The organism is Marinobacter sp. L-80 (assembly GCF_056859395.1).
This window is the reverse complement of record NZ_JBSXOI010000006.1, coordinates 1-2,168: the sequence shown is the minus strand read 5'-3', so window position 1 is coordinate 2,168 and position 2,168 is coordinate 1. Positions and strand designations below refer to the sequence as shown.

Annotated in this window: 2 protein-coding genes; both read right to left on the bottom strand. The window is 56.2% G+C overall.

Annotated features, from left to right (window positions below; translation table 11 throughout):
* Nucleotides 1–117: 117 nt before the first annotated feature.
* A complete protein-coding gene (locus tag AC13E3_RS00145; RefSeq protein WP_482901553.1) occupies nt 118–1,350 on the bottom strand; it encodes a phosphoethanolamine transferase in 1,233 nt (410 codons plus the stop codon).
* Between the two features lie 75 nt (nt 1,351–1,425).
* Entirely contained in the window at nt 1,426–1,992 is a 567-nt protein-coding gene (locus AC13E3_RS00140; RefSeq protein WP_092030729.1) for a gamma-glutamylcyclotransferase, read from the bottom strand.
* Nucleotides 1,993–2,168: the final 176 nt, after the last annotated feature.

Here is a 2,168-nt window from a genome sequence, read left to right as displayed (position 1 = left end):
CACAACCCACTCCTTCACTAACATGCCCCCGGCCATCGATAAAAGCCGGGGACAGTAGCTGGTTCTGTGGCCTGACGGCCACCCGGGGGTGGGTCAAAACTAATGGCCAGTAGTGGGTCATTTTAATTGGCCACTAACACCGTGACTGCCAAGCTGATGCAACACCATGAAATGGTCGTTGTTTTCTGCAACATCGAGCTGCTGATGGGCACCCTTCAGCAGCACCAGATCATCACAGTACTCGCCCTGGCAAAGGTCGGTATCCTCCGGACGAACGGTCGGAATCCGGTCACACATGCCCTTGCAGCCAGAGTTATTATCCAGCCAGGTACTGACAATGCCGGCGCGGGTCATGACATCCAGGAAGTTATCACTGTTCTTGGCCACGGCTTCATCGTAATCCGATCTGCCCAGCCACGAGAACATACAGGGCACCGACAAGGCCGTTGCGGTCCCGCAGGAGGATACGCGGGGAAAATTGACCAGTGTTCCGCCCGATTGCCGGGCCAGTTTACTGAGCTCCGGGGTGGTATCGCGCTGATAGCCATTCAGACCAAAATGGTCTGCGCGCGCAGTTTCACCAAGAACGAAAACCACCAGATTGGGTTTGGCGCGATCGGAAACCGGGAGAGAAACCGTCGCATCCAGCCCCACCTGCTGGTATTCCTGGGGAAACTGCGCCGCAGCCACCTTGCTACCCAGCGATGCCAGGGCAGCAACACTGTTCACCGGCACCACAAGATCCTTGATGTCGCGGTGATTACGGAACGTTGAAGCCATCTCCTGATAGCTGGTCAACGCCAGTACCAGAATCAGAGCGATATCAACAATGATCGGGGCCAACCAGTGAGTGACCCTTTTCAGGCCCGCCGGCCAGCTCACGCGTGCCAGGAAGAGCAGCACAACCGGAATCACAAAGAAGAGCGCCATGTGCACAAGCAGTCCGAGGCTCAGCAGGCCGCGAGCCTCCTGCACATCGGTTTCGAACACGTTCTGCAGCATGTGCTTGTCGATCAGCACGCCATACGCGTTCATGAAATACCCACTGAGCGCTGCACTTAAAAACAGAAACACCAGTACCGGCTTCAGGATAAATCGTGCCGAAAACAGGCTGATCAGGAGATGGTTGACCAGCAGCAACAAAAACGCGAGTTTGAACATCAGCATCGGCTGATCAAAGCCGACGTATCGATCAAGGGCGGTGTAGAAAGGAACGTTATACAGAGCGGTAAGTGCAAAGGCGCTGATCAACACCAGCCAATGCGGTTTGATTGCAGGCCATTGAAACCGACCGGTTCCGCTATGCACAAACGGCTGCGCGTGAAGAGTGGGTTTTGAGGACAAGCCCATGGGATTTTCCGGGATAAGTGTGATTCAAGGTCTGGTGAGTGTGCTCCCCGAACCTTAAAGCAAACTTAAACGGACTTAGCTCAACTCATCACGCAGGTGGGATTCGATGGCAAAGGTGTGCGGGCAATCCGCACCCATTGCCCTCAGGGACTCTGCAAGGCGCAAGAGATAATCGGCATTCGGGCCACTGGGGCCTGAGGCAGAGGCGATCTGGCGGGCAATATCCGCGTCCGGCGCGTGGCCCAGGAAGGCTTCGTTGTCTTCGGTGGCAATGTAAACCAGGCCGTCGGCATGGCTGCCATCGTCGAAGGTGAGCGTGATGCTCAGGCGCAGATAGCCGTTCTTTTCACGGACATCCAGGTGCTCGAACACTTTGGGTGACACCCTGAACGCCATGCCCTTGCAGACAGCATTTGGCTTTTCTACCAGGGTAACCACGCGGCCGGGGGCCTCCGGCGTGCCCCGATGATCGTGGGAACCCTGCCAGAACCGCCTTTCCCACCCTCGAATCGACGCCGGGCGCTGCTCCAGAAAGGGGAAATCCACCTTGTAGATCAGCGAGCCGTAACCAAACAGCCACACCGACTCCACGCCGGAGAAATCGTATCGTTTGCGATTGTGCTCAATGGTATTGGCAGACATCAGACACCCTGCAGCGAAAACCTGTCCCGCGATACTCTAGGGGTCTGCGCGGCAGAAGTATTTTGAGCAAGTGACCCCGCCGCGTCGAATCACAGTTCGGCCCGAGAACGTATCCACAATATCCAGCCGAATAGAGTCTCGATTCTCTCTATTCAGTCAGTCAAGACGGTTATCAG

Bases quoted from the DNA above. Each gene is read 5' to 3' on its own strand.
- AC13E3_RS00145 (WP_482901553.1), bottom strand. From the start codon at position 1,350: ATGGGCTTGTCCTCAAAACCCACTCTTCACGCGCAGCCGTTTGTGCAT.
- AC13E3_RS00140 (WP_092030729.1), bottom strand. From the start codon at position 1,992: ATGTCTGCCAATACCATTGAGCACAATCGCAAACGATACGATTTCTCC.